We start from the raw sequence: 19,312 nt of genomic DNA on the forward strand, positions 1-19,312 counted from the left end.
CGGGCGGGCTGCGCTCTTCTCTGTTAGAGGGGGAATTTGATGGCGAGGAGCATGAGGTCGTCGTGCTGAGGGGTGCCGGTGCTGAAGGTTTCGACTTCGTTGATGACATGGTCGATTAGCTGACTTGCACTCATCGAGCGCGCGGCGGCTAAGATCTTGCGCAGACGCTCTTTTCCAAATAGCTGCTGATTCAGATCGTGCTCTTCGATTACACCATCAGAAAACATCAGAAGAAGATCCCCAGGGCCAAAGGGTGTCGAAGAGACTTCAACACTAATCTCGCTCTCAACACCAAGAGAGATCCCTGGCGTGGTGAGCTCTTCAAGTTCTCCATTTTTTCGCAAAATAAGCAGAGGATGGTGGCCGCATGAAGTAAAATGGAGCCGCTGGTTTTTTAGATCGATCTTGCCGATCCAAGAGGTAGCAAAGTAGCCGGAATCTCCTGTGTCGAGGCAGAAGAGGCTGTTTGCACTTTCGATGATCTGATTGAGTGGAGCGCGCATCGTCTTGAAAGCTGTTCTAAGCATGCTGCGGAGAAGAAAGGCAAAGAGGCAGGCGGGGATTCCCTTGCCTGCAGCATCTCCGAGAATAACGATAAGATCTCCTTCTGAATCGAGGAAGAGGTCGTAAAAATCCCCTGTTACCTGACCTGCGGGGCGAAATCCCGTCGCGATTTCTAGGCCTTGGATGTTTGGAATCTCTTTGGGGAAGATGCTCTCCTGAATCTCATGGCCAATTTTCAGCTCTCTGAGGAGAAGCTCTTTTCCAATTTTAACTCTTTTCACCTCCTCAATATGGTGGACGATTCCATCGACCATCGCATTGAACTGCTCTCCTAGAAGATTGATCTCAAATCCAAGAGGATCATGCGCATATCTAATCGTGAGATCTCCATCTCCAACACGCTCCATACAAACCCTGAGCACTTTTAACGGACGCGCCATCCGCCTCATGAGCCACCAGGTCACGGAGCCACCGATAAGGAGGGTGAACAGGACGATTAGAGCAAAGCGGTAGTAGAGCAGGCCGCTCGTCGCTTTGAATGCTGCCTTCTCCGGAAGGTCGATCAGAAGAGAAAAAGCGGCTCCTTTCACAGGCAGCTTCAATCCAATTTTCTGATCTCTATTTTTAAGAAGTGTAAAAAAGTTGCTCTTCTCTTCCGCTTTAGCAAACTGGAAAAACTTCTCATCCATCTCTTCGATATCGCTGGGGAGCAGAAGCTCAATCTTCTCCATCGAAAAAGCGGGGTCGCTACTTAGAAAGAGCTCTCCTCCTGGCTTGAGAAGGGTGAGGTGGAAGGGGTAGGGAATCCATGCGAGACCGCCAATCTTTGCGAGAAGTTCTTTCGCATCAACTCCCAAAATAAGAGTTCCAAACCTCTCCTTTCCATCTGCAGAAATGAGAGGCTCAATCACAAAAACTTCTTTCTGTTTAGAGACCGGATTTTCGGCCAAAAAAGCATAGACCCCTCTCTCTTCTAGCTCGTCGAATTGAGAAACAGGAAGGTCCGATCCTCCCACCATGCGCGTATCTGATGAGAACTCGCATTCGCCATCTGGGGTTAATAAAAATAGCGAGGAGAGACCCTGTAGTTTTGCGATCTCTTGCAGCTGCGACGAGAGCTCGGGTTTTGGATGCTCAAAATCCAAAAAAAGAGGATAGGTTTTCAGGTTCTTCTTCTTGAGCTCAAGAAACTCCTCCAGGAGGCGCTCCTCCCCCCTTCCTATTGCATCCAAAGAGAGAAAAAGATCTCGCAGCCTCTCTTTATAATTATTTTGAAAATCGATGAGAAAGTAGATGCCGAGCGGCAAGACGATTAGGCAGAGGGAGATGAGAAGAACGCGCCTTGCGAGGGAGCCTGAGGGCTTTAAGTTTAGCCTTCCGACCTTCTTGTCTGAGAATCGGGAATCTGCCATGATCACCTGGATTATGCGTGCAATTACAAGCTTACAACACCCGATTGTTAAACATTTTGTCAAATTAAGAAATAGTCGGGCCTATAGAAAAGAAGTAAATACGGCTCTTATTGTGGGTACAAAGCTCGTTCAGGAGCTCTCTGCCCTTACCTCCTTTAAAACTTTTATCATAGAAGAGGGGGCACAGCCTCTCTCTGTAAAAGCGGAAGAGACCTTCTCCGTCACGCCGGGAATCTTAAAAAAAATCTCAGGAGTAGACCAGCCAGAGCCCTACGCGGCTGAGATCTTCCTGCCTGCGCCTGCAAATCTCAAAGGAAAAAAACGGATCCTCGCATTTGATGGGATCTCCGACCCGGGAAATCTGGGAACCCTTCTTAGAAGCGCGCTTGCGCTCGGTTGGGATGGAGCGTTTATCGTTCAAGGAAGCGCCGACCCCTTCAACGAGAAGGCGCTGCGCGCTGCCAAAGGAGCCACCTTTCACATTCCGATTTGCGAGGGCTCTTCTGCAGAGCTTCAAGAGCTGATTGAGAAAGAGAGCCTCTCTGTCTATATCGCAGATATGGATGGAAAGAGAGTGGAAGAGCAGGAGATCAGAGAGCCTCTGATTCTGATCATGGGTAGCGAGTCTCATGGCGTGAGATTCAACCCCAAGGAGGGATCAAAAAAAGTTGCGATCCCGATGGATCAGAAGATGGAGTCTCTCAACGTCGCTGTAGCTGGAAGCATCCTCATGTACCTCATAGGTTCCAAGCAATGAAAGATCGATTCTCATTCGAAGAGGAGTACCACTCAAAAGACCGAAAGGAGCACCGCAAAGAGCGCAAGCGCGTTACTCTGAGAGATCGATCGAAATTCAAAAAGAGCGACCAGGATCAGCTCAAAAAAAGACAAGCCGCCCTTCCTGAAAATCTGATGCGTGGACGCGTGCTCGCAATCTCCCCAGAAGGAATCCTCGTGGATGCCTCAGGGGATCTGATCACCTGTTCGCTGAAGGGAGCTCTTAAAAAAGAGAAGGGGCGCATAAAGAATCTGATCGCAGTGGGAGACTTCGTCCACTTTGAGATGAAGGGCGAAAAGGAGGGAGCTATCGCCTTCATCGAAGAGAGAAGCTCAGTTCTTTCCCGCGCCGACAACTACATGCGTCAGAAGGAGCAGCTGATCGCAGTCAACATCGATCAGGTGCTTATCACGACATCGGTCGTCTTTCCTGTGCTTAAACCTGCGCTGATCGACCGCTACATCATCGCAGCGCGCAAAGGCAAGATGGAGCCGATCATCGTCGTCAATAAGATCGACCTTCTAGAAACTCCTCCTGAAAACATCCCAGCATCTGCCGTGGAAAAAGAGCGCGAGCTCTACAGACGCTTTTTGCAGACATATGTCGCCCTTGGAATCTCCGTCTTTCCTGTGAGCACACACACAGGTGAAGGAATAGGGAAACTGAGGGACGCGATGCACCAGAAGACCTCGGTTTTTTCGGGCCAGTCCGGAGTGGGGAAATCCTCTCTCATCAACTGCCTCATGGGCACCTCGCTAGAGGTGGGAAAGGTGATTGCCCGCACAAACAAAGGCGCCCATACCACCAGCGCTACCCACCTCGTTCCTATCGAAGGAGGCGGCTTCTGCATCGACACTCCTGGGATCAAGAGCTTTGGCCTTTGGGATCTGTCGAAAGAGGAGATCCAATCCCATTTTTCCGAGATTCAAGAGGCGAGCGCTGGGTGCAAATTCCTCAACTGCTCACACAGGCAAGAGCCCGTTTGTGCTGTGAAAGCGGCAGTGGAAAACGGCGAGATTTCTCCCTTGCGCTTTGCCTCCTACTGCGCTTTAATTGAAGATCTCTCATCCGAGCACACTTTAAGGTAGTAGATATGTCTGAAATCGCTTCAATCCGCGCTCTTGAGATTCTCGACTCTCGTGGAAATCCCACGATAGAGGTCTTTGTTACAACAACAAAAGGTATCGTCGGGAAGGCTGCCGTTCCCTCAGGCGCCTCGACAGGAGATCATGAAGCCGTTGAACTGCGAGATAAAGATAAGAGCCGCTACTTCGGCAAAGGGGTTAAGAAGGCGGTCGCAAATGTCACTGGACCTATCTCCAAGCTGCTGATTGGAAAGAGCGTCTTCGACCAGGCCCATTTAGATAAGCTGATGATCGAAGCAGATGGCACCGAGAATAAATCCAACTTTGGCGCGAATGCCATTCTGGGCGTTTCGCTCGCAATTTCAAAGGCAGCGGCCGCAACCTCTAATCTTCCGCTCTATCGCTACATCGGCGGGAGTAATGCGCACATCCTCCCCTGCCCGATGATGAACATCCTGAATGGAGGCGCTCACGCCGACAACTTCTTAGACTTTCAAGAGTTCATGATCCGTCCCGTTGGCGCTCCCTCATTTAGTGAAGCCGTGCGCTGGGGAGCAGAGATCTTTCACACATTGAAATCTCTTCTTAAACAAGAGGGTCACGTCATCTCCGTGGGCGATGAGGGTGGTTTTGCACCGCGCCTACACTCGACGGAAGCAGCACTCGACTTCATTTTAAAAGCGATCGATAAGGCCGGCTTCAAACCTAAAAGCGAAGTCACAATTGGACTCGATCTCGCCGCATCAGAGTATTACGACAAGAGCAAGAAGTGCTATCTCGAGAAGAAGAAGCAGGAGGCAGGCCAGCCCTTCTCCTCGCGCAACACTGAAGAAGAGATCGCCTATCTAAGCTCTCTCCTCTCTCAATATCCAATTGATTCGTTAGAAGATCCGCTTGATCAGAACGACTGGAGCGGATGGAAACTCCTCACTGAAAAGTTGGGAAAGAAGGTGCAGATCGTCGGTGACGATCTCTTCGTTACAAATCCCCGCTTCCTTAAAAAGGGAGTTGAGATGGGCGTTGCAAACGCCATTCTCATTAAGGTTAACCAGATCGGCACCCTCACAGAGACCTTAGAAGCGATTGAGCTCGCTAAGCAGAGCGGCTACGGTGTCGTCATCTCTCACAGATCTGGTGAGACCGAAGACACGACGATTGCAGACCTCTGCGTCGCAACAAACGCCGGGCAGATTAAGACCGGCTCGCTCTCCCGCTCAGACCGCATTGCCAAGTACAACCGCCTTCTCGAAATCGAAGCCGAACTCGGCTCCTCCGCCCGCTACCGCCACTAGACTGGATCTGCGGGCTAGCCCGCAGCCCAGGCCCGCTCAGGAAAAGACGCGCTCGGAGAAGAAATGGACGAGAACGGACGAGCATGGACAGGAAATGGACGAAAACGGACACGCGCGAAGAAAAGAAAGAGCGAACCTGCCTCTTTCTCTCTTGCCCGCCTGTCCGTTTCTCGTCCATTAATGTCCGTTAACGTCCGTTTTCCTCGGCGGGCTCTTCCTCTTCCGCGCACTCGTGTAAAAAAAATTTTTAAAAAGTTGATTTTGGGCTGGATTTAAAATTTTTTTTACTAGTATTACGGTGAATCAGACGAGTGGAAAAGGGAGCGCAATGCGTCACACCATCTTTCTCTTTGGGGAGGCCGAAAAAGGCGACTACTGCACGCCGATCGCGTGCAAATCGCTTCCCCACCTCGTCGATGTATTAGGACATCCGCCTTCCGACACTTTGGGAATCCCCTTCGCCATTCAGACGCTGCTCTATGAGAAAGAGCTGATCTTCTTCCGCGTAAAAGAAGAGGGTTTCAGCACCCAGGATTATATGCGAGGCCTCAAGATGCTGCGTACGCGCGAGATGCCCTCTCCACTTACAGCGATCTGCATGCCCGGCGTCGGCGATGCCGAGATCATCGATTCGACACAAGCTGCCTGCCAGCTCCATAAAAGCTTTCTGATTATCACACAAAAAGATCTCTACGACTACCTGATGACTCCTCGCATGATTTAATTATTATGCCCGAGCCTGGCTACATTAGGATCTGATCCTAAAGTAGCCAGGATATGAGAATTTTAAGAGGGGTTGTAGCCCATGACGACGTCCATCCAAGGGCCCCACTCGCGTTTAAGCAGGAAGGGCTGAGCCTTGGCGGAGTCGACTTTGACGGCTTTGTAGAAGCCGGGAAGATACTCGTTTAACTTGTTCTCATCAGCTAGCTTATTAAGCGCGCCGGCGATTCCATCTCCTGGCCCCTCGCCATTTAAAAACCCGTCCCACTTGAAGTGGCTTCTGCGGATTTCAAGAAGGCAGCGTCTTAAGTTCTGCTTCTTATTTGGATTGGTGTCGTTGAGGATGATCTCGAGGAATTTTAGCGTGTTCACTCCATGCGTCTCCTCTCCCTTCTGTCTGAGATAGGAGCGCTTGCCCATGAGAAAGAGAACGGGCGTGTTCGCAAGCGTTGTCATCATGTCGGAGATCGCCTGGCGCTGGTCGGGTGTAGCGGTCAGCTTTGCAAAAGCGTCGTGACTAAAAAGAGGCTCAGCGGCAAGAGTTGCCCCCTCTTCAATCCTCCCTGCTTCCATGGGAAATGGAAAAGTTTGCGCTACCTCCGAAGATCTTCTCTCAACAACGAGAACTTGTTCAGCAGAAGGAGCAGCGGCGATATGAATAGGTGGTAGATCGAACAAAATAACCTCTGTTTTTACTTCTATTAACCCGAGCCGTAAATAGGTGACAAAGAGCGCTAGCGAGGCAAAGCAAAATCGATTTGGCAAAGCTGCAGCAAGCTATTTGCTACCTGTTTACGGCTTGGATTAATATATCTTGAAAAAGTTACTTTGTGCTCAAGAGAAATTTAAGCCACCCTTCCCAATTCTTCACTTTATTACGACTGAAAAATTCTGTGTCCATCTTATCGCCAGTGAGATAGGCGCTTGCCTCTTCCGCATTTACTTTTAAAGACGCATAAAAGCCAGGAAGATAACGTTCGATCTTACCCTCTTTGTCGAGCTTGAGAAGCGCTCCTTTAATCCCATCCGTACCCGACCCCACCCCATTATAAAAACCTAGCCATTTAAAAGTGTCGCCCGTGGCTAAGAGAAGATTCCTTTTTAAGTCTGGATTTTTGAGAATTGTATGGATAAATCTCAACGTATGCATCTTGTCAGTTGACACCCCGAGCTCTAACATCCTCTTTTTCTGAAGCAGAAGAGCCTTTTTATTCTTGGTGCCAAGATCTGTAATCATCTCTTTTACATCCGCAAGCTCCTTCTCAGAAGCTATAAGCCCATAGGCATCAAAAGGATCCTCTGACTTTTTTTCTTCAGCTTTCTTCTCTTCTGCAGGAGCCGCAGAAGCTGGCTTTGCAGCTGCGGCTGCAGGCGCAGCCAGGCTCTGCTCAAGAGAGAGCTCGATCATAGGCATGGAGAGTTCAATAGCTGCTTGAGCTGCAGCCGCTGCTGCTGCTGAAGTCGGACTCTGCGCCTCGCTTGGAGGGCTAACGATGTGAAAGGTGGGACCATCTTGCAGCTCACTTGGGGGACTGGCAATACGAGGGACTGGATCCACATCTTGCGGCTCACTTGGAGGGCTGGCAACATGAAAAGTTGGGCCCTCATCTCCATCGTGAAAGGTGGGTAGTTCAGCTTCTGGAGCCTCCTCGACAATTGCTGCTGCTGGTGGGTCTTCTGTGACTGGATCTAGCTTCTGTTCGATCTCTGTGTCTGAGAAAGCTTCGTTTAAGATCTCTGTAGGAAGCGCCCAAGCGTAGACAAAACGCACACCTGACGCCGCATCTAGCACGCTGATCTCGAGATTCTGCATCGCCTTATCAAAGACCGCTGTACATACGCTATTATCTGAAAGGACGAGATGAATTGGATATGAGAGAAAAAAGGCGCCCGAAAGAATGAGATTGCCGGCGGCATTAAGCAGAGCAAGACAGGTTATCAGCTGAGCAAAGAGCCTTGGAAGGATCTCCCTCTCGATAAAATTGAGCTCGCCTTCAGTAAGAGCTCTTACATCTGCGTCTCTACTATGGAGTTTAATTAGAGAGTCGGGAGCAAGAGCTTGCGCCAGGGGCAGAAAATCAATCTGTTGGGGAAGGCAGCATAGAGGGGCAATCGTACACGCTTCGCTCATATTCTCCTTCAAAGAATATTAAAACTTGCGTGTAGTATTTTCTCTTAGAATGTCAATTGGTTGCAAATAAAAAAAATTCGAAAATGTAACTAAATTCGTGTGCCCTGCAAGAGGCGCTGGGAACTCCTCTTGCGAAAAGAGAAGTGTGTTTTTAAGCAGCCTGCCATATTTGGGAATCACATCCCCTTGCGAGACAAAAGAGGTGAGAGTTGGAAGAGCTCTTCTCTCCTCCCACTCACGGAGAATGTCTCGTGAGACGCCAGGCGCATTGAAAGAGAATGAGGTCTTCTCTTGGTTAACTAGCTTATCTTCATAGAGAACGGTGTAAGCTGTGAGAATCCCTCCAAGACTAAATCCCATGATGCGCGCTTTGCAGCAGACAGCCTCCGCCTTCTCGAGCCACTCATGAATCTTCTCTCTTCCCTGTTCAAAAGCGCGAAGACCGGGATCGTAAATCTCTAGATCGCTGATCACAGAAGCCCAGCCGCGTTCTGTAACGAGCGAGAAGTCCGTTCCGCGGAAGAGGAGAATAGGAATCCCCTCCTCGCCTTGATAGGGAAGGAGTCCAAAGGCGGGCATGCCGTGCCAGAGGTCAAGTACTGCATCAACCAGATAGGAGGTGAGCTTGGGTTTAGAGTTTGCATCAAGGGTTGGTATCGCAATGATCTGTCCCTCTTTCAACTCTCGATAAGCGAGGACTTTGGTGACAACTTCAGCAGTCATTATCTCTCGCTGAAAAGGATCTTCTACCTTCTCATGTATCTCGTTTAGCGCCTCTTGTGTGAGGGCGATATCGCTCTCCTCCTCAGTCACTTTTCCTACAATTGGATGCTCTTCGGAAAAGTAGTTGCACTCAGCGTTGAACCTTTGAAGCTCAGGGTGCGTATTTTCAAATGGTTGGGCTTTTGCTGTCTGCAAAACAGCATAAGTGCGGGACGCCTCGTCGAAAATCACGGAGAGCATCTTGTCTAGATTTTTTACAAAGGAGGTCCTAAGCGTGCCCTGCCAGGAGCTCTCCTGTTTTTCTGTGCCCTGTTCAACAGTGAATCCAAAAAACGTTCGGCCCATAAAAAGAAGAAAAAAGATTGTGCGTTTCAGCAGAGGATCCTCTTATTTTGAGAAAACGGTTTCCAATGCTGAGTCAAACTCTTCAAGCATCACTGAAAAGTTACTCTGGTTATTTTCGCCATAACGATCTTTTACTGACAAGACGGAGAGTTGCGATTTTGAGAATTCGGGATCCTCTTCCATTCGGAGAGTAAGCACCTTCTTTCCGCTATGCACTAGAAACTCCTTTGGATCTCTCTCCCCATTGTAGCGAGCGCTTACTGCGTAGGGCCATCTGTGCGCTTTAAAAATGGACTCTCCTTGGAGATGAGAGAGAGGGCGGTCTGTGCCTAGTAGATAGTGAAATAGAGTGGGGAAGATGTCGATATGAGAGGTGAGCCTGGTCGGAGAGGCAGCAGGAAGCTGGCTGCCATCTCCAAATTTATAATAGAGAGGTACATGAGTTTGGGCGATGTTAAGAGTTGAGGCGTGGAAGAGGTGGCCATCTTCGAAAAACTCTTCGCCATGGTCGGCTGTGACCACAACGACCGCCTTATCATCATTCTTTGTCTGCTTCAGTACCTGTAAAAACTTCCCAAATAGACCATCGACATAATGGATCGAATTGCGGTAGCGATTTTTAATGAGCTCGAGATCCTGCTCAGAATAGGAGAATTTTAAGTAGTCGATCTTCTCCACGATAGGCAGAAACGGAGAAGCAGTCTCTTGCGGCCAGCTGTAGTCGAAGTGTGTCGATTCTAGAAAGATGATATGCACCTGTCCTCCTATCTCCTTCCTCGCCCGCATCTCCTCCATGAGCTTCTCCATCGTCCTCTCATCGCTCTGATAAGGGAGGATCTCCGCTCCGTGTCCAAAAACAAAGAAGCGGTCGACAAGAGAGCGCTTCTCACCGAAGAGCTTCTCATCCATCTCATAAAAGCAGAGTCGCGCAGAGGAGTATACATTCAGGGTGTATCCGAGCTCTTTTAATGCTTTTAGAGCAGGGCTGCCCGTCTTCCGATGTTCAAAGGTGCTCTTTGTCCAGTGGAAGGGAAATTTCGAGTAGAAGAGCGAAAACCAGGAGAGGTGCGTCGCATTTGCGCTTGAGAGGGCAAGATCAAAAGAGACGTTCTCTTTTTTGAAGCTTGCTAGATGAGGAGAGATCTCTTGAGTAATAAAGTCATCCCTTAAACTCTCGATAACAAAAATGAAGATATCCGGCTTGTGCACAGCTGTCAGTGGAATGGTGCTACCAAGCTCTCCGCTGCCAATATTCTCCTTGGGAAGAAAGGGGCGAACGGGAATCTTCTCATAGTTTGGTGCGAAAACCGTCTCTTTAAGAGGGAGCGTCTTTCTTAAATTCTCGTACGTAGAAGCCGTAAGAGGAAGTACTGTTGAGAGGTCCCATACAGCTAAGACCGCAACGACCGCGCAGGTGAGCTGAACAAGCTTGGTAATAGAGGTAAAAAACTCTCTCTTCTTCTCTAACTTTTCACATAAAACAAAGAGGAGCACTCCAATAAAAGGAAGAACGGCTGCAATTGTCCCAGCTACCGCCCATACAGAGAGGGGCACGTTGCTAGACTTTAGAATCTCAAGAAAGTTGCTCAAGCTCTCGTCTAACATCAGCGACATTGCAAACCAGATCGTCATATCCATCAGACGAATGAGGAAAAAATCGATCAGCTGAGCAACGAGCAGTAGAAAAGTTAGCGCGATGTAGGCAAAAAACAAGAATCGCGGAAGGTAGTGTCTCACCACTACCGCGATAACGAGGAGAAAGAGCGCCTCAAGAAAACTCTGAAGAATCACGTCCACCAGGAAGGCGAGCTGACTGATTTGGGGGATCTTCTCAAGAAGAAGAACGTGGGCAGAATGAACCAGAGCAAGGCAGAAAAATAGAAATCCGAAATAGAGGTAGTTAACTCTTTTTGGAGAAAAAATATTTTTCATTTAACTCTTCTTAGAGGGTGTCTACAAAGGCAGCAACATGCTTTTTTAGTCTTTTCGGCAGACTATAAATTGTCTTTCTTGGCCTACTTTCTCAAGTATATCCTGCGAAAAACAATTTAAATTCTTCCCAAAAACCTTAAAAAATCAAAGTTTCTGACTTTGTAGACACCCTCTTAATTTCCTATGAGAAAGCGAACAAGCCCATCGCAATCCAATCTCTGGATAAAGGGGGTTACGTCTTTTACTTCTACATTTAAAAGTTCAGCAAATCCAGGAATGAATCTCTGGACGTTGTTTCTAGTCGCTTCTTCTCTGAGCCTACGCGAGAATCCATCGATGAGGTTATCCCACTTAAAGCCGTTCTTTTTAATCAGCTTAAGCGCGCGCTTCAGCTTAAGATCTGAACATGCATATCCGATAAACCTCAATGGATGCACGTGGTTGATCTTATCTCCCTTTCTCTCCATGTCTTTCTTGTCTATGAGAAGCTGAAAGACGTTCTTATCTGACATCGAAGTGAGAATATACGCGATTGTCTGCTTCTCCCACTCGTGCAGCGGAAGCTGAGAAAAATCGGCGATATCGGCATCAGCACTAGGAGGGAGATCGGAGGGCGCTAAAAATGGATCTTCAAGATCCTCATCCTCATCATCACCCAGTGAGAACCTCTCCGCTTGCGCTGTATCGAATAAAAGGGCCTTCTGATCATTTCTTGTAGAGAGAGTCTGATCGATCTCTTTAGAGGCCTCTTCTAAGTAGGCGCCTACAAGAAGCAGCTTTTCCCGCTGCTCTTCATCCGCCACCTGTCCTGAGACGCGAAGCAGCCGCTCCTTGGCAATCTCTAAATGCTCTGAGATCTGGGCGGCATCTGAGTAGTTTAGCTCACTTGCGCAGCAGACCCCGCTTGTCATCATCACAATCAAAGAAAAGGTGGTGTATCTCATAGTTGCCTCAAAAATCGAAAAAATAGTTCACGTCCGCATTTCGAGCAAATGCTATTTAAAATAGCCAAATTTCTTCTCCGCATCTTCAAGCCAGCTTTCGGCACGGATCGTCGTGCTCTCTCCGTGGCCTGGATAGACCCTTGTTTCCAAAGGAAGAGCTGCCAGTTTTTTTAGAGAAGGCCACATACGCTTTGCAGAAGAAGTGGGAAAGCTCAAATTTCCAATTGAGCCGCGAAAGAGAGTATCTCCTGAAATTAGGACCGCTTCTTTGGGCAGATAGAAGCAGACCGATCCTGGTGTATGTCCAGGCGTATGGATCACGTGGATCTCCAATTTTCCCACCATAATCACCTGGCCGTCGGTTAAGAGGCCATCGGGGACTACCCCCTGCATGGGAAACATCATGGGGAGCTGGTCGGAACCCGGCTTTTCTAAATTCCCTCTATCCTCTTCGTGGATATAGACAGGAGCCTTTAGCTCGCTCTTCAGAAGAGCGACCTCGCCGATATGATCCCAGTGAGAGTGTGTCAGTAAAATTTTTTCAACTGTGAGCGAGAGTTCGCGAGCTCGTTTTACCAGGGTGTGCGCACTTGCAAAGGGCACATCGATAACTGCCCCTTTGTGCGTCTCGGAGCATCCAATTAAAAGGGTATTTGTATCTAGAGGACCTGCAGAAAAGATCTGTAAAATCATAAATTTGCACCGGAGAGGATTCGAACCTCTGACCTCACGGTTCGTAGCCGTGTACTCTATCCAGCTGAGCTACCGGTGCGAAGTAGAGCGACTCAGGCTATCTAGGATGGCAAACTATCCCATTTTCAGCAACAATATCCTCAATATGATCGATTGGACAAAGCAGTGGGAGCAGTTTGCCCCGAATTTTGAAAAGGGATACGCCCATATCGACCTCAAGAGGTATGGAGCAGAGCCCCCTCTACGCCTCAAGCCTGGGCCCGGGTTTGGGGATCTCTCCCATCCCACTACCCGCCTCATGCTCGAATCGATGGCTCCTGAGGTAAAGGGCAAGATGCTTGTCGATATCGGCTCTGGAAGCGGCATTTTAACTCTTGCCGCGTGGCTACTAGGCGCCACGCAGTGCATCGGCATCGATATCGATCCAGACGCCGTTGTTCACGCCCGGGAGAATGCGAAAGTCAATGGCGCTGAAGAAGGGGTAGAATTTTTTCCTTCCACCAGCCCTCCTGCTCTCAAGGGGCCGCTCCTTATTCTTCTGAATATGATCTCCTCGGAGCAGCAGATCGCAAAGGAGATGTATAAAAATCTATTCACTCAAGCAGAGCAGATCATCGCCTCAGGTATTCTAGCCACACAGCGAGACCACTACTTGAACCTAGCCCATGAATGGGGCTGGAAGCTCGCCCATGAAAAAGAAAGAGAGGGCTGGCTAGCCCTCTCTTTCCTAAAGTAAACAAGCGCGCGGAAGAGAAGAGCGCCTCTTACATCATTCCCATTCCACCCATACCGCCCATCATGCCTCCCATTCCGCCCATACCACCCATTCCGTCCATGCCATCCATTGAAGGAGCTGCATTTTGAGATTTTGGTTTTGGCTTCTCGGTAATCATGGCTGCGATGGTGACGAGTAGACCTGAGATCGACGCTGCATTTGTGAGCGCGCTCTTGGTCACGAGAACTGGATCTACGACTCCATCCTTCAAGAGGTCGCTGAACTGGTCTGTAAGGCCGTTGTAGCCCCAAGCGCCCTCTTTTTCGAAGATCTTCTCTGCGATCACGTTGCCCTGCTTTCCGCAGTTAGTCGCAATGGCAATTGCTGGAGCAAAAGCTGCAGCGCGAATGATCTCCACTCCGATCTTCTCATCGCCTGAAACAACGAGCTTATCGAGGCACTTTACAGCACGCAGAAGCGCAACGCCACCGCCAGGGACGATCCCTTCAGCAACCGCCGCGCGCGTCGCATGGAGAGCATCCTCTACACGGGCTTTCTTCTCTTTAAGTTCAGATTCTGTGGCAGCACCGACGTTGATTACAGCCACACCACCTGCGAGCTTCGCAAGGCGCTCTTCGAGCTTCTGCTTGTCGTAGTCGGATGTGCAGCGTGCGATCTCAGCGCGCAGCTCTTGAACGCGGAGCTGAACTTTTTTCTGATCGCCCACGCCATCGATAATCGTCGTCTCTTCTTTGGAGACTTTGATCTTCTTTGCTTTTCCAAGAACTTCTAAACCAACTTCATCTAATTTGAGGCCAACTTCTTCTGTGACGACAGTTGCGCCTGTGAGAGTCGCAATATCCTGCAGAACTGCTTTGCGTCGATCTCCAAAAGCTGGCGCCTTCACTGCGCAAACTGGAAGACCCGCCTTCAGCTTGTTAACCACAAGAGTTGCTAAGGCTTCGCCATCGATATCTTCTGCGATGATAAGAAGCGGCTTCTGTCCTTTTTCCATGACCTTCTCAAGAAATGGAACGAGGTCTTTAACATTCGAGAGCTTCTTATCTGTAATCAGGATTAGCGCGTTTTCTAGCTCGGCGGTCATCTTTTCTGGATTTGTGATGAAGTAGGGAGAGACGTAGCCTTTATCAAACTGCATCCCCTCTACCACATCGAGAGTTGTATCGATCCCTTTGGCTTCAGCAATCGCAATCGTTCCATCCTTACCCACTTTCTCCATCGCAAGAGCAATGATTGCGCCGATATCAGCATCATTATTTGCAGAGATCGTAGCGATCTGCTTGATCTCTTCAGGGTTTTTTACAGGAGTAGCGAGAGCTGAAAGAGCTTCGCACATCTTCTCAACAGCCTTCTCGATTCCGCGCTTCACGCTCATCGGATTTGCGCCCGCAATCACGTTTTTTACACCAGCGCTATAGATCGCCTCTGCAAGAACGATCGCAGTTGTAGTTCCATCTCCAGCGACGTCCGAAGTTTTAGAAGAGGCCTCTTTAACGAGCTGCGCTCCCATGTTCTCAAACTTATCTTTCAGCGAGATCTCTTTTGCGACGGTGACGCCATCTTTTGTAGAGAGAGGCTGTCCCATCCCTTTGTTGATGACGACATTGCGTCCCTTAGGACCTAGTGTCACAATAACCGCTTTCGCAAGAGTCTTCACCCCTTTGAGAATAGACTTTAGAGCCTCTTCGTTGAATTGCATCATCTTTGCCATAAGCATTCGACTCCTGTATTAATCTTTTTTAGTTATGCTAGAACGCCCAGGATGTCATCTTCTGACATAATGAGGTAGTCCGTAGAGAGATCATCTGTTTTTACTTCGCTTCCAGCATAGGCTGAAAAGAGCACTCTGTCGCCCACTTGGATGCCCATAGCGTGCACTTTTCCCTCTTCATCCGTTCTGCCAGGACCCACTGCGACCACTTCGCCCTGTTTCGGTTTTTCTTTTGCAGAATCCGGAAGAATGATGCCGCCCTTTGAAGTTTTTGCCTCGGAGCGTTTAACGAGCACGCGATTGCCTAAAGGTCTGATCTTCTTGAATGCCATAGGTACTCTCCCAAAAAATTTTTAAAATCTTACAAATGAAAGCAAGATCGTAGAGCTCTCCCCGTTTTTTGTCAAGGAACCAAACCACCATTTTAGCAAACACAAACCGCGACTGCTAAATTTATACTGTGGCTTTTACGGGAATCTTTTTGGAGAGCGCTTTCTGCGCTTTGGGGAAGGCGATTGTGAGGATGCCATCTCTGCAGGTCGCCTCGGGCTGGCGGCTCTCGTCGATGTTGCCTGGAACGGCGATGCGATACGAGAAGACATTTACAGCTCTACGATAGAACTTCCTGCCTTTATCCTCTTCTCTTCTCTCGGCTTTTATCCAGAGAAGACCCTTATCGAAGGTGGTTTCGATATTTTCGGGCTTGATGCCGGGCACTGCGGCCTCAATGTAGATGCTCTGCTCATCTTCAGAAACGGAGAGACCAGAAGCGTCGGAGAACTCCTGCAGCCACCCCTCCTCCTCTTCATCGAAGAGGGAGAATGGGAAGCGCATCGCTGGAAAAGACCAGAAAGAGCGCGAGACGAGTTTGTGCTTCTTAGACATTGTCGATCCGGAGTTCAGAGTCGTTAACATAATTTCTTGACTCTGTTTTTTTTGTCAAACTTTGTATAGAATTCATCTCATGTCTGAAGGATTGAATCCACAACAACAGGAAGCGGTAAACCATATCGAGGGCCCAGCTCTTGTTCTGGCTGGCGCAGGGTCTGGGAAGACGCGGATCATCACTTTCCGCATCGCCCACCTTCTAAGCTTGGGCGTTCCCGCTTCAGATATTCTCGCTGTTACTTTTACCAACAAGGCAGCTGGCGAGATGCGCGAGAGAATTCATAAACTCACGCACCAGTCGGTGCAGGCGAGCACCTACCACAGCTTGTGCGCGAAGATTCTGCGGGAGTCGATCGATGCATTGGGCTTTCAGCGCGATTTTGTGATCTTCGATGAGGATGATAGTGAGAAGGTTTTAAAGGAGTGTCTAATTGCGCTTCACTGCAAAGAGGAGAAGAGCTTCCTAAAAACGGCAAAGCTGCAGATCTCTACAGCAAAAAACCAGCTTTTAGAACCTGAAAAAGTGGCCGAAGAGGATGATTTCACAGGCTCTCTCTATCGCCTCTATCAGCAGAAGCTTAAAGAGTATAATGCTCTCGATTTCGATGATCTTCTCTTTCTCTCGGTCAAACTCTTCCGCACCTTCCCAGAAATTTTGGAGAGGTATCAGAAGCGCTGGAGATTCGTCTTAATCGACGAGTATCAAGACACAAATACAGCTCAATACCTTCTTACAAAACTTCTTTCCGATAAGCATCAAAACGTATTTGCAGTGGGAGATCCGGACCAGTCGATCTACTCCTGGCGCGGCGCTGACGTGCACAACATTTTAAACTTCGAGCGCGACTTCCCTGGAGCTAAGATCATCTCCTTAGAACAGAACTACCGCAGCCGGAAGAACATCCTCGATGCTGCCAATGCCCTCATTGAGAACAACACGGGGCGCTTTGAGAAAAATCTCTGGAGCGACCGCGGCGAGGGAGAGAAGGTCGGGATCTTCGTTGCTGAGAATGAGCGCGCCGAGACGGATTTCGTCATGAAGCGCTTAAAAAAGCATCACGAAGATGAGATGCTCTCGCTAAGCGACTGTGTGATCTTCTACCGCACCCACTTCCAATCGCGCGCATTTGAGGATGCTCTCCTGAGAGAGAGAATCCCCTACGTAATTATCGGCGGCCTCTCCTTCTATCAGAGAAGAGAGGTGAAGGACATTCTCGCCTTTTTAAGACTAACTCTAGGCGGAAGTGATTTCATCTCGTTTGCGCGCACGATCAATCTTCCCAAGCGTGGCTTTGGCGAGGCGACGATCGCTTCGCTCCGCACATTTGCACAAGAGAGCGGTGTTGACATCCTCTCGGCATGCATGGCGCTTGTGGAGAGAAGAGGCGACTTCAAGCTAAGCCAGAGGCAGTATGATGGCCTCAAGAGCTATGTCTCTCTCATTCAGAGTTTAAGAGAGATGGTCCAGCTCAAAGTGCCGCTTCACGAGCTTGTCTCTCACGCCATTGAGCGCTCCTCTTACATCGAGATGCTGAAAGAGGATCCAGAGACCTATCAAGAGCGTCGCGAAAACCTGGAAGAGCTCGTCTCCAAAGCCGCGGAATGGGAGCGCGAGACCGACAAACCCACCTTAGCTGCCTTTTTGGAAGAGCTCTCATTGAAGAGCGCGCACGACGACAAGAATCAGGACATCCCTGCTGTGCGACTCATGACTCTGCACAATAGCAAAGGGCTCGAGTTTGCTCTAGTATTCATCGTGGGCATGGAAGAGGAGCTCTTCCCTCATGCGAACTCGCTGGGGAGCTCCGAAGCCCTCGAAGAGGAGAGGCGCCTCTGCTACGTGGGCATGACGCGCGCAAGAGAGTTTCTCTATCTAACCTCTTCACGCTACCGCTTCCTCTGGGGCGTTCCTCGCAACATGAACCCGAGCCGGTTTCTCGAAGAGATTCCCTCGAACTACGTCCAGCTCTACCACAAGAGGGCTGCTCCTGAAAGGGAGATCGATCCCTTCGAAGAAGAGAGCGGCTTTGCTGTTGGCCAAGAGGTTCTCCACCGCGACTTCGGAGTGGGCATCATCGAAAGAAGCTACCAGACCTCCTACGGGCTTACCTACGATCTCTTCTTTCCACAGGCAAATGCCCGACGCACCCTCATCGCCAAGTTCGCCAAACTCGTCCCCGTAGCATAAGCCATGCTCTGCACGGCTTGCTCGGGGGCGCTCGGAAGAGCCCGCCGGAAAAATGGACATTAATGGACGAAAACGGACAGGAAACGGACGAAAATGGACAGGCGGGCAAGAGAAAGGGAAAGAATTCTTTCTTCGGCGCGTGTCCGTTCTCGTCCGTTTCCTGTCCATTCCCGTCCGTTGACGTCCATTTCTTCTCCGAGCGCTCTTCCCCCCGGCGGGCTCTTCCGAGCGCTCTTTTTTTCCTCAGAGCTAGGCCCTCGGCCTAGCTCTAAGGAAGCGAGCGATGACTTGGTCGACGGTGATCCATTTTTTCCAGTGCTTGTCGCGCAGGCGTAGACCTTTGAGGTTGGGGATCCAGAGCGGCGGGAAGAGAACCTCCCCTTTTGTCCATGCGGGGCGCCAGAATTTGGCGGTAAGCGCATTGCGGCAGATAGTGAGCGTTGGAATGTTAAGGCAGGAGGCGAGATGCCCTATTCCAGAATCGTTTCCAATCATGTAACCAGATTCATAAATGTAGTGAGCGCACTCATCTAGCGAGTGAAAAAGAGGCGCCTCCAATGTGGGATCTGAAAATAGAGAGGAGCTCTTCTTCTCCTGCTCTGTGAGAATAAAGACCGGCCTATATCCCAACTTCTTCAAACGCTCGTTGAGTTTGATAAACTTCTCTTCAGGCCAGTTCTTGCCTGGGCGCGAACTCGTGGGATGGAGCAGAACTCGGTTAGGATAGCGTCCGTGTGCAGCTTCGGCAGGAGGATGGATTCCATTGCTCTTGCTCGTCTTTTCTAACTTCAGCTGATCTCTGCAGAAAAGATAGAGGTTGTCTGCAAACGGAAGATTCCCATCAAACTTTCCATTCTCCCAGTAGCGGTAGTCGGTGTTGGGGGTTGCAATTGGATTCAGAATGGTGGTTTTTTTTGGATGGTTGAGTTCGCAGTGGGCGATAATCGCCTGCATCCAGGGGGACTTCTCATAAAAAATAAAAATACGCGCACACTGCTCAAGCTCTATTGAAAGCTCCTCAAGAGCGGGAAATGGACGAATAGGAAGGCCGGGAAACCAGCTCTGCATTCCCGAGAGAAATGGGTGGTAAGTCGTTACGTGATCGCCATTCAGATGCAGGTTGTTCGAGAGAATAAGCGAAATTAATCCATCTCCCAAACCCAAACAACTTAAAACGACCGATCTCTTTCTATTATTTTCTTGATTCATTCTTTAATTCACTCTATT

Annotated in this window: 17 protein-coding genes and 1 tRNA gene; 6 read left to right on the forward strand and 12 right to left on the reverse strand. The window is 49.4% G+C overall.

Annotated elements, in window-relative coordinates:
- Positions 1-23 precede the first annotated feature (23 nt).
- Positions 24-1,916, reverse strand: coding sequence for a SpoIIE family protein phosphatase (locus HYX48_03765; protein ID MBI2743013.1), 1,893 nt, complete (start codon positions 1,914-1,916; stop codon positions 24-26).
- On the opposite strand from HYX48_03765, the gene HYX48_03770 reads away from it, so the two are divergent.
- From HYX48_03770 to HYX48_03785, 4 genes are all read left to right on the forward strand, one after another.
- Positions 1,915-2,673 (forward strand): RNA methyltransferase, encoded by a 759-nt coding sequence (locus HYX48_03770; protein ID MBI2743014.1) that lies wholly within the window; start codon positions 1,915-1,917, stop codon positions 2,671-2,673. The two genes, HYX48_03765 and HYX48_03770, sit on opposite strands and share 2 nt — an antisense overlap.
- Positions 2,670-3,782: a ribosome small subunit-dependent GTPase A gene (gene rsgA, locus HYX48_03775; protein ID MBI2743015.1), complete on the forward strand. Its 1,113-nt coding sequence runs from the start codon at positions 2,670-2,672 to the stop codon at positions 3,780-3,782. Before HYX48_03770 ends, rsgA begins: the two co-directional genes overlap by 4 nt.
- A gap of 5 nt (positions 3,783-3,787) precedes the next feature.
- Positions 3,788-5,071 carry a phosphopyruvate hydratase gene (gene eno / locus HYX48_03780; GenBank protein MBI2743016.1) on the forward strand — a complete coding sequence of 428 codons (1,284 nt, stop codon included), beginning with the start codon at positions 3,788-3,790 and terminating at the stop codon, positions 5,069-5,071.
- Positions 5,072-5,399: 328 nt separating this feature from the next.
- The gene (locus tag HYX48_03785; GenBank protein ID MBI2743017.1) at positions 5,400-5,795 is read left to right on the forward strand and encodes a hypothetical protein; all 396 of its coding nucleotides are present in this window, start codon (positions 5,400-5,402) and stop codon (positions 5,793-5,795) included.
- A 62-nt stretch (positions 5,796-5,857) separates the two neighbouring features.
- Here the strand turns inward: HYX48_03785 and HYX48_03790 are convergent, their stop codons facing one another.
- From HYX48_03790 to HYX48_03820, 7 genes are all read right to left on the reverse strand, one after another.
- Entirely contained in the window at positions 5,858-6,472 is a 615-nt protein-coding gene (locus HYX48_03790; GenBank protein MBI2743018.1) for a hypothetical protein, read from the reverse strand.
- Between the two features lie 145 nt (positions 6,473-6,617).
- A complete protein-coding gene (locus HYX48_03795; GenBank protein MBI2743019.1) occupies positions 6,618-7,925 on the reverse strand; it encodes a hypothetical protein in 1,308 nt (435 codons plus the stop codon).
- Positions 7,926-7,943: 18 nt separating this feature from the next.
- Positions 7,944-8,993, reverse strand: a complete 1,050-nt coding sequence (locus tag HYX48_03800; GenBank protein MBI2743020.1) for a DUF2974 domain-containing protein — start codon at positions 8,991-8,993, stop codon at positions 7,944-7,946.
- 42 nt (positions 8,994-9,035) lie between these two features.
- On the reverse strand, positions 9,036-10,925 hold the full coding sequence (locus HYX48_03805) for a sulfatase-like hydrolase/transferase (protein MBI2743021.1): 1,890 nt from the start codon (positions 10,923-10,925) through the stop codon (positions 9,036-9,038).
- Positions 10,926-11,098: 173 nt separating this feature from the next.
- On the reverse strand, positions 11,099-11,869 hold the full coding sequence (locus HYX48_03810; GenBank protein MBI2743022.1) for a hypothetical protein: 771 nt from the start codon (positions 11,867-11,869) through the stop codon (positions 11,099-11,101).
- A 51-nt stretch (positions 11,870-11,920) separates the two neighbouring features.
- Complete coding sequence (locus HYX48_03815; GenBank protein ID MBI2743023.1) at positions 11,921-12,562, reverse strand: MBL fold metallo-hydrolase; 642 nt, start codon at positions 12,560-12,562, stop codon at positions 11,921-11,923.
- Positions 12,563-12,567: 5 nt separating this feature from the next.
- Positions 12,568-12,641, reverse strand: a tRNA-Arg gene (locus HYX48_03820).
- Between the two features lie 27 nt (positions 12,642-12,668).
- Between HYX48_03820 and HYX48_03825 the strand changes: the two genes are divergently transcribed.
- On the forward strand, positions 12,669-13,298 hold the full coding sequence (locus HYX48_03825; GenBank protein ID MBI2743024.1) for a 50S ribosomal protein L11 methyltransferase: 630 nt from the start codon (positions 12,669-12,671) through the stop codon (positions 13,296-13,298).
- 28 nt (positions 13,299-13,326) lie between these two features.
- Here the strand turns inward: HYX48_03825 and groL are convergent, their stop codons facing one another.
- The 3 genes from groL to HYX48_03840 all read right to left on the reverse strand — a co-directional run bounded on the left by groL (position 13,327) and on the right by HYX48_03840 (position 15,924).
- Positions 13,327-15,009 carry a chaperonin GroEL gene (gene groL / locus HYX48_03830; GenBank protein MBI2743025.1) on the reverse strand — a complete coding sequence of 561 codons (1,683 nt, stop codon included), beginning with the start codon at positions 15,007-15,009 and terminating at the stop codon, positions 13,327-13,329.
- Between the two features lie 32 nt (positions 15,010-15,041).
- Positions 15,042-15,341, reverse strand: a complete 300-nt coding sequence (locus HYX48_03835; GenBank protein MBI2743026.1) for a co-chaperone GroES — start codon at positions 15,339-15,341, stop codon at positions 15,042-15,044.
- Between the two features lie 121 nt (positions 15,342-15,462).
- On the reverse strand, positions 15,463-15,924 hold the full coding sequence (locus tag HYX48_03840) for an Hsp20/alpha crystallin family protein (GenBank protein MBI2743027.1): 462 nt from the start codon (positions 15,922-15,924) through the stop codon (positions 15,463-15,465).
- 49 nt (positions 15,925-15,973) lie between these two features.
- Between HYX48_03840 and HYX48_03845 the strand changes: the two genes are divergently transcribed.
- The gene (locus HYX48_03845; protein ID MBI2743028.1) at positions 15,974-18,085 is read left to right on the forward strand and encodes a UvrD-helicase domain-containing protein; all 2,112 of its coding nucleotides are present in this window, start codon (positions 15,974-15,976) and stop codon (positions 18,083-18,085) included.
- A gap of 249 nt (positions 18,086-18,334) precedes the next feature.
- Here the strand turns inward: HYX48_03845 and HYX48_03850 are convergent, their stop codons facing one another.
- On the reverse strand, positions 18,335-19,294 hold the full coding sequence (locus HYX48_03850; protein ID MBI2743029.1) for a hypothetical protein: 960 nt from the start codon (positions 19,292-19,294) through the stop codon (positions 18,335-18,337).
- Positions 19,295-19,312 lie beyond the last annotated feature (18 nt).

It is taken from the genome of Chlamydiales bacterium (assembly GCA_016185065.1).
GTDB lineage: Bacteria > Chlamydiota > Chlamydiia > Chlamydiales > Rhabdochlamydiaceae.

Bases quoted from the DNA above. Each gene is read 5' to 3' on its own strand.
- HYX48_03770 (MBI2743014.1), top strand. From the start codon at position 1,915: ATGATCACCTGGATTATGCGTGCAATTACAAGCTTACAACACCCGATT.
- HYX48_03765 (MBI2743013.1), bottom strand. From the start codon at position 1,916: ATGGCAGATTCCCGATTCTCAGACAAGAAGGTCGGAAGGCTAAACTTA.
- rsgA (MBI2743015.1), top strand. From the start codon at position 2,670: ATGAAAGATCGATTCTCATTCGAAGAGGAGTACCACTCAAAAGACCGA.
- eno (MBI2743016.1), top strand. From the start codon at position 3,788: ATGTCTGAAATCGCTTCAATCCGCGCTCTTGAGATTCTCGACTCTCGT.
- HYX48_03785 (MBI2743017.1), top strand. From the start codon at position 5,400: ATGCGTCACACCATCTTTCTCTTTGGGGAGGCCGAAAAAGGCGACTAC.
- HYX48_03795 (MBI2743019.1), bottom strand. From the start codon at position 7,925: ATGAGCGAAGCGTGTACGATTGCCCCTCTATGCTGCCTTCCCCAACAG.
- HYX48_03800 (MBI2743020.1), bottom strand. From the start codon at position 8,993: ATGGGCCGAACGTTTTTTGGATTCACTGTTGAACAGGGCACAGAAAAA.
- HYX48_03805 (MBI2743021.1), bottom strand. From the start codon at position 10,925: ATGAAAAATATTTTTTCTCCAAAAAGAGTTAACTACCTCTATTTCGGA.
- HYX48_03810 (MBI2743022.1), bottom strand. From the start codon at position 11,869: ATGAGATACACCACCTTTTCTTTGATTGTGATGATGACAAGCGGGGTC.
- HYX48_03815 (MBI2743023.1), bottom strand. From the start codon at position 12,562: ATGATTTTACAGATCTTTTCTGCAGGTCCTCTAGATACAAATACCCTT.
- HYX48_03825 (MBI2743024.1), top strand. From the start codon at position 12,669: ATGGCAAACTATCCCATTTTCAGCAACAATATCCTCAATATGATCGAT.
- groL (MBI2743025.1), bottom strand. From the start codon at position 15,009: ATGGCAAAGATGATGCAATTCAACGAAGAGGCTCTAAAGTCTATTCTC.
- HYX48_03835 (MBI2743026.1), bottom strand. From the start codon at position 15,341: ATGGCATTCAAGAAGATCAGACCTTTAGGCAATCGCGTGCTCGTTAAA.
- HYX48_03840 (MBI2743027.1), bottom strand. From the start codon at position 15,924: ATGTTAACGACTCTGAACTCCGGATCGACAATGTCTAAGAAGCACAAA.
- HYX48_03845 (MBI2743028.1), top strand. From the start codon at position 15,974: ATGTCTGAAGGATTGAATCCACAACAACAGGAAGCGGTAAACCATATC.
- HYX48_03850 (MBI2743029.1), bottom strand. From the start codon at position 19,294: ATGAATCAAGAAAATAATAGAAAGAGATCGGTCGTTTTAAGTTGTTTG.